The organism is Dolichospermum circinale AWQC131C (assembly GCF_000426905.1).
GTDB classification, from domain to species: Bacteria; Cyanobacteriota; Cyanobacteriia; order Cyanobacteriales; family Nostocaceae; genus Dolichospermum; species Dolichospermum circinale.
This window is the reverse complement of record NZ_KE384595.1, coordinates 83,271-89,559: the sequence shown is the minus strand read 5'-3', so window position 1 is coordinate 89,559 and position 6,289 is coordinate 83,271. Positions and strand designations below refer to the sequence as shown.

General features: G+C 36.6%; 7 protein-coding genes. 1 reads left to right on the top strand and 6 read right to left on the bottom strand.

From position 1 onward, the window contains the following. Nucleotides 1-84 precede the first annotated feature (84 nt). From ACIR131C_RS0104910 to ACIR131C_RS0104890, 5 genes are all read right to left on the bottom strand, one after another. The gene (locus ACIR131C_RS0104910) at nucleotides 85-2,697 is read right to left on the bottom strand and encodes a chloride channel protein (protein WP_028089295.1); all 2,613 of its coding nucleotides are present in this window, start codon (nucleotides 2,695-2,697) and stop codon (nucleotides 85-87) included. An 11-nt stretch (nucleotides 2,698-2,708) separates the two neighbouring features. Continuing rightward, the gene (locus ACIR131C_RS21940) at nucleotides 2,709-3,761 is read right to left on the bottom strand and encodes a protein kinase domain-containing protein (RefSeq protein ID WP_051347494.1); all 1,053 of its coding nucleotides are present in this window, start codon (nucleotides 3,759-3,761) and stop codon (nucleotides 2,709-2,711) included. A gap of 1 nt (nucleotide 3,762) precedes the next feature. Continuing rightward, the gene (locus tag ACIR131C_RS0104900) at nucleotides 3,763-4,011 is read right to left on the bottom strand and encodes a DUF2281 domain-containing protein (protein ID WP_028082181.1); all 249 of its coding nucleotides are present in this window, start codon (nucleotides 4,009-4,011) and stop codon (nucleotides 3,763-3,765) included. 337 nt (nucleotides 4,012-4,348) lie between these two features. Then, the gene (locus ACIR131C_RS0104895; protein ID WP_027403867.1) at nucleotides 4,349-4,579 is read right to left on the bottom strand and encodes a type II toxin-antitoxin system MqsA family antitoxin; all 231 of its coding nucleotides are present in this window, start codon (nucleotides 4,577-4,579) and stop codon (nucleotides 4,349-4,351) included. 17 nt (nucleotides 4,580-4,596) lie between these two features. Then, complete coding sequence (locus ACIR131C_RS0104890) at nucleotides 4,597-4,821, bottom strand: DUF4258 domain-containing protein (protein ID WP_196803142.1); 225 nt, start codon at nucleotides 4,819-4,821, stop codon at nucleotides 4,597-4,599. Nucleotides 4,822-5,447: 626 nt separating this feature from the next. On the opposite strand from ACIR131C_RS0104890, the gene ACIR131C_RS24300 reads away from it, so the two are divergent. Continuing rightward, nucleotides 5,448-5,645 carry a four helix bundle protein gene (locus ACIR131C_RS24300; protein WP_081677159.1) on the top strand — a complete coding sequence of 66 codons (198 nt, stop codon included), beginning with the start codon at nucleotides 5,448-5,450 and terminating at the stop codon, nucleotides 5,643-5,645. Between the two features lie 52 nt (nucleotides 5,646-5,697). Here ACIR131C_RS24300 and ACIR131C_RS26590 read toward each other — a convergent pair. Beyond that, nucleotides 5,698-6,289 (bottom strand): GUN4 domain-containing protein (locus tag ACIR131C_RS26590; protein WP_035371515.1); only part of this gene is annotated, 592 nt, incomplete at its 5' end.

Below are 6,289 nucleotides of genomic sequence, written 5' to 3'. Positions count from 1 at the left end.
TTAATCCTGAAACTCTTTCCAGTCAACACTTGTAAGTTATTCTCTTACATCGAACTCAGGTTACATGAGACAAATTGATGTTTTCTATTCCCGAATAGCACTACTAACCAAAATGACCGTACTATTAACACCTGAAGCTATGGCTTCAGGAATATTACCTTGAATTGCTTGTTGTAATAATCCCTCACGGGAAGCGCCTAAAATCACAATATCAAAATCTTCAGCCTTGACTAACTCAATGACTCCAGCCGCCACAGAGTTAGCTTGTAAAGATGCGGCAACAACGGTACTATGTAAATTGCGGTGACGCATTAATTGACGGGTAGATTCTTCTAAAACCGTCATATCTGGTGCAAATTCTCCAGGTTTGACGACTTGAGTCAAACGAATTTCTGTTTTATTTCCCAATGTGACTAAAGATGGTAATAATTTAATAGCTATGGGTGCATTTGGTCCCCCGGCCATGGGAATTAACCACCGTTTTAATTGTTGGAGAGAATGAAAATTACTACCTAATTTTACTAAAACAACATCACAATTAGCTTGACGAATAATGGTATCTACCACATTACCAAAAATCCGTCCTGGGGTGGATGTATTTCCTTTCCAACCCATGAAAATTAAATCTATATGTCTTTCCTTGGTAGTTTCTAAAATTGCTTGGGCGACATCATGGGCGACACGAATTTGGGTATGAATGGGAATATGCTGTTTTTTGGCTAAACTTTCTGCTTGTCGGAGTAAGCGACGACTTTTTGTAGTGTTTACCGTGGTTTCTGCTGGGGAAATGTGACGAGATACCAAAATGATTTGTAAACATTCTATTTCATAATGGCGATCGCGGGCAATAGTCGCAGCCATTTCTAATAAAGTGACGGCGGTTTCTGGGTTAGCAATGGTTACTAATAATCTACCTCTGCCAATACTGGGGGATCTTGTTTGGTAAACTAAATAAGAAGGTTCTACTATAGGACTTCTCACTCCATTTTCCCCATTTAAATGTTCTGCTTCTGCACGAATAATATCAGCACGGGTAATAATCCCAATTAATTTTTTTCCCTCTACTACAGGTAAACGACTAATTTTATATCTATCTAATAAATAGAGAACATGACTGAGGCTATTTGTGGGTGTGACTGTCACTGGTTGAGGTGTCATAATCTCTTTTAAAAGAGTCTCATTTGGTAGGAGATGATTACGGATTTTCTGTAAATCTGTTTGGGAAACTAATCCTACTAATTTATTATTTTCTACCACAGGAAATCCCCGATGATGAGAACGAGAAAAAGCTTTAATCACCTCATCTTTTGTCATGTCTGCTTCTAAGGTTTCCACTATCCGCTGCATGACATCCTGGGCTGTTAATTGTGTTAATATACCTTCATTTACATTATCTTTATTAATAACAATGCCATTTAATTTTAACAGTTTATCATAAAGTGAACCGGGAAAAACTTTATCAGAAACTAAATAAGAGGTGACAGATACCACCATTAAAGGTAATACTAAATTAAAATCTGTGGTCATTTCAAAAACAATGACAATTGCAGTTATGGGAACTTTGGAAACAGCGCTAAAAAATCCCCCCATTCCTGCTAATGCGTAGGTGGTAGGTGAACCAATTCCAAATATTTGCAATTCACAGACACCAATAATATGACCTAAACAAGAACCTAAAATTAAACTAGGGGCAAATATTCCTCCGGGCGCACCTGAACCAAAGGCAATTAATGTTAAAATAAATTGGGCGATAAAGGCAATTCCTGCTACGGGAATATTTGCTTCACCAGTGATCATAAACTCTCGCAAACCTGTATTATCTCGAAAATATTCAGGAAGTAAAGCAATAATCAAACCAGAAGCCAAACCAGCTAAAGCCACTCGTAAAGGTAAACTAATATGTAAACGGCGATAAATTTGAATACTAAAAATTAATCCCTTGCTAAATAAAGCCGCTAATAAACCGATGAAAATTCCCAAAATTAATAAAATAGGAATTTCTAATAGAGAAAAAGTGCTAGAATGATCAATTAGTTTTAAGTCTAATTGCAAACTACCGCCACCCAACCACCGGGAAATCACACCCCCAATAAAGGAAGCAATAATAGCCGTTCCTAAGGTTAAACCAGATAAATCTTGTAATAACTCTTCAATAATAAATAATACCCCTGCTAAAGGTGCATTAAAAGCCGCCGCTAACCCTGCCCCAGCGCCCGCTGCTATCATTTGTCTCCGGTGGTCTGGGGAGGTGGGAACTAAACGACTCATTCCCGCTGCTAAACCCGCACCCACTTGGACTGTAGGACCTTGTCTTCCCAAGGTTAAGCCCGAACCCAAGGAAATCATGGCACTAATTAACTTGACAAAAGCTACTCTCCATGATAATGTAATTGGTACATTACCTAAAGCCGCCTTAACTTGGGGAATACCACTACCAGAGGCCTCTGGCGCTAACCTTTGCACTAACCAACCGGAGAAAAAACCCAAACTAATACCAATAACTGGTAGAGTGATCAATGGTGGTAGTATGTGAGTTGTATGTACCCTCCATGTTCCCAACCACCCTGAACCCTGTTTGAGTAATACCGCAGATAAAGCAGCCACTATCCCAATTATACAAGCTTCGGCCATCGCTAAACCCTTTCTAGGTTGCCAAAAGTTCCGAAAATACTGCGTTAGCAATGCCAGGGAAATCATAGATTTTAAGTTTAAATTTTAATTAACGCTTCCTTTAACGCTTCCTTGAATTTCTCAGCCCTATCAAAATAGATTTGTGGCTTTTCAATTAAAGCTAAATCTATCACTTGGGCTAATTTTTTGGGGATATTGCGATTACGTTGAAGAATAGGTACAGGATCATTTTCTAACACATCTATAAAAGGATCTTTTGTAAAGTTGCGGGGAAAATATCCTGTTAACATATTATACAAACAAGCTGCACTCGCCCAAACATCTACATCAGGTTGAGATTCTTTAAATTTAAGCACTTGTTGACGAGGAATAAAACCCGGTGTTCCTCCGATCATTTTTGTGAAAGTTTGTCCACTTAAACCAGCTAAATCGAAGGATTTGGCTAAACCATAATCACCGATTTTTGCTGTTAATTTACCATTAATATTAGAGAGAAAAATATTACTTGGTTTTAAATCACGGTGAACTAAACCTTTACCTTTACCAAAACTACCATTAGCTAATTTAACATAAGGAATTTCGGCATTGTGAGTATATGTTAAACCGTCTAAAACTTCGATGATAATTCCCATAGCCATATCTACAGGTAATTTTCCTCCTAATTGCTGCATTAAATCATAAACATTGCCACCTTCGTAATATTCCATAACTAGGAAAAATAGGTTTTCTGCATAACCATAATCTAATAATTCCACCACATGGGGATGTTTTAAAGCTTTCATATTTTCGATTTCCCGGAGAAACATTTGCACACACTTATCATCTCCAGCAACCGCAGGTAACATCACTTTTAACGCCACAAATTTACCAGTTTGGGAATGTTGCGCTAAATAAACTTCTCCAAAAGCAGCATCTCTATCAAAATCAACTAAATTAATGCGGTTTAAAAGTTGTTGCAGTTGTTGGGTGCGTTTTGCGGGTGAATTTGATTTAGCAATTCCTACTTGTAATTCAAAGAGAACAATTGTAGGAATTAAAATTTCTTGGTTTGGTATTTTAGCGAAATTTGCAGCAACTTGTCCCTGACCTTTAAAATAGTAAATTAAAGTGTTGGTATCTAAAACATACATTTTAGAAACTCTCCCTTAAAACATCTTCTCCTGTACTGCTGCGAATTTCTTCTAAACTGGGAAAATCATCTTTCCAAGTTCCAGCTAGTGAATAAACTAATTCTTCCCAAGAGAGATTTTGAGAGTTATTGATATTTTGATTAGTGTTGAGGTGTTTATTACGGATAAATTCTGCAAAGTTGAGAATTTCTTCAGCTTGTGCTGGGGGTAGGGTTTTTACAAGTGCGTAAATTTGGTCAGCTATTGTCATAATTTTTTGTCTGAGTTATTCGGGATATTGATTTTATCTGTGATGTACTAATATTTTAATTTGTCAGAATCAGGATGTCCAGGATTTGAGGATTTTCAGGATTGGGGATTTTTCAGGATGTTTTTGAATGATTGTTTTTGAATAATTTAAACCATCTATAAATTACCATCCTGTTAATCCTTTAATCCTAGTTATCCTGATTCTGACAAATACAACTTTCATCACCAAACAAACCATTTATAAATTACCATCCTGTACATCCTTTAATCCTGGATATTATCTCGACTTCGCTCGATAACCACCTGATTTGTGACAATTAACGCATTCCTAACACATTCTACGCACTCAAACTTACAACATCTATAAAACGTGCAACTGCAAGATTTTTGCGGTTGAGTTTAATTTGTTCAATTTTATGTAATGTTTCTGCTGTCATGTAACTTTCACCGCAATGAGGACAACTAATAATAGGTAGATTTTCAATTATTAGTAATTCTTCTCCTTTCCCATAAGTTCTGGTAATGTTGCGGATATGTACACCTTCGCTATTACAAATGTCGCATTTCATATTTCTGTTACCTGATTTTAAACTGTATATACTGTAATGATAACTAATTTTCCGCTCAGACTGAGTTTAGTGATAATTTCAATTTCTACACCATCGGTGGTTACTCCTCTAATGCGATATTTTGATTCTGCGGTAATTCTGTCTTTTTGACGTTCTATAATTTCACCATTCAGGATACTTTGTTCGATGTCATATATTGTTAAGTTATCATCGTTCATTTCTTCTTCTGCATGAAGTGTCATTACATATTGAAGTGATGTAATTTTTTCTCTTATTCTTTGTAATATTTCATCAAACATGACATGATTTATGTTGGTTTTCAGGATAGGTAATGTATAGTATCACAATCCTGTACATCCTTTAATCCTGGATATCCTGATTCAGACTTAATAATTTTCTGTAACCTTTACAGGTTACACTTTACAAGTCTCGACAGGAGAGAAGAGACTAACACCGACTTTCCCACTTTACTCAATAATTTATTTTATTATGTTTTTTAAAATCTCCTTCAATAATAATGGTGCGTTACGTCGCGTATTTAATTGATTTGTATATTTTATAATCTTTTCACGCTCCTAACGCACCCTACAAACTACGCCCTTCGGGAAGTCAAAAGTCAAAAGTCAAAAGTCAAAAGTCAAAAATTAATTATACTTAATTAAAAGTTGGAGATTTTGATGATCATGAATTATACACCAATAAATGAAAGAACCAGCCCTTCGGAAAGTCAAAAGTCAAAAGTCAAAAGTCAAAAATTAAGTATACTTAATTAAAAGTTTGAAATTTTGATGACTATGAATAATCACACACCCATAAATGAAAGAACCAGCCCTTCGGGAAGTCAAAAGTCAAAAGTCAAAATTTCAAGATTTTTAAGGATTTTGTTAGCAAACAATCAATAGCACTCAAGGAAGCAAGGGAAACAAAGTATTGGTTAAGGTTGTTAGTTAAATCGGAAATTGTTCCTAATGAAAAAGTAGCAGATTTGGTTGATGAATGTGAACAGTTGATGAGAATTATTGCTAAATCAATTGTCACCACAAAAGAAAAGATGAAAAATAATTAATGTCTTATTTTTGACTTTTGACTTTTGACTTTTGACTTCCCGTTAGGGCGTGTTACAATCTACAAGTCTCGACGCGATAGAAGAGACTCACCCCTCTTCCCTTCAACACCCTCCCAAAATACCCAACTCCACCACCCCACCCCACGTCCGTTTCTTTTATCGTGGTATAATAATAACCTAATATTCTCTCCATTCCACCCACACCAGCAGGAAGGTGGCCTTCCGGTGCTTTCTTGTCAAAAGTAATATTTTGGTAGTACAACCAACTACCAACAGGCTGCGACCAAACATCCGACCAAGTGTTCCTTAATTTTTCCCATATTCCCCTACTTTCTACTCTCTCCTTTTCTCCTTTTCTCCATCCTACCTTGTCCCCGAACTTCTCCCATATTTCGCTATTATATTCTCTCGTTCCACCGAAACCTTGATAAATCCGTTTCTGGACAGAAAAACCAAACTTACCATCACTGTATTTTACCCATAATTGGTCAATTGTTCGCAGGTCTGCACAGGGAAAATTATCAATGCTGTTAGTATCTAACCAACCTTCATTTTCCCGTTTCGCAACTGCTAACATTACCCGTCTTGTTTCCTCGTCTGCTTCCTTCCATTTCCCTTGTGCGAGGTAGTCACGCAGTTTCCTG